The sequence below is a fragment of the Winogradskyella psychrotolerans genome, assembly GCF_018860565.1.
Lineage (GTDB): Bacteria > Bacteroidota > Bacteroidia > Flavobacteriales > Flavobacteriaceae > Winogradskyella > Winogradskyella damuponensis.
This window is the reverse complement of record NZ_JAHKPS010000027.1, coordinates 1,590-2,295: the sequence shown is the minus strand read 5'-3', so window position 1 is coordinate 2,295 and position 706 is coordinate 1,590. Positions and strand designations below refer to the sequence as shown.

General features: G+C 32.6%; 1 protein-coding gene. It reads left to right on the top strand.

Features of this window, described 5'->3' with window-relative positions:
- Nucleotides 1–44: 44 nt before the first annotated feature.
- On the top strand, nt 45–623 hold the full coding sequence (locus tag KO504_RS13840; RefSeq protein ID WP_215927814.1) for a DUF6624 domain-containing protein: 579 nt from the start codon (nt 45–47) through the stop codon (nt 621–623).
- Nucleotides 624–706: the final 83 nt, after the last annotated feature.

The window sequence follows — 706 nt, the reverse complement described above, 5'->3', positions numbered from 1 at the left end:
TTCATATACGCGCACCGTTCTATGCAATTTGAAAAACACCGTGAATGAATTACAAACTTTTGATATTTAGCCTATTTATAATCCTTTCATCTTGTAAGGATCAAAATTATCAACCATTAGAATTGATAGATATTAATTGCAATAAAGTGCCGGAAATTTTGCAAAATGTTTTTGATAGTGACCAAGGAATGAGAACAAATGGAGGAGAAATTAACCCTAAAATAGATAAAGAAAATCTGATAACAGTAGTTAGTTTAATTGAAAAATGTGGAATGCCTACATTAGAAGTAGTTAGCGATGTGCAAATGAGCGCAGTTTGGGTAGTTTTCCAACATGGAGACAATGCTAATCGAAAAAAATACTTACCACTTTTAGAAAAATCAGCAAAAAATGGAGATTTAAAAGCATCGCAAATTGCTTTGATGAAAGATAGAACAATGATGAACGATGACTTACCTCAAGTATACGGAACTCAAGTAATTCAAAATGGGAATGAATGGATTTTATACGACCTTGAAAATCCAGAAACTGTAAATAAGAGGAGAACGGAAATGGGACTTGAACCTTTACAAGATTATTTAAAACGTTGGAATATTGAGTTTGACATTAAACAATCTGAATAAAAACTGCATAGAACAACGTGTATAATTAATTGCTTGGTTCTAGCCTACTTGCGAAAATTCCTGCGGAATTTTCACGGGTTCGT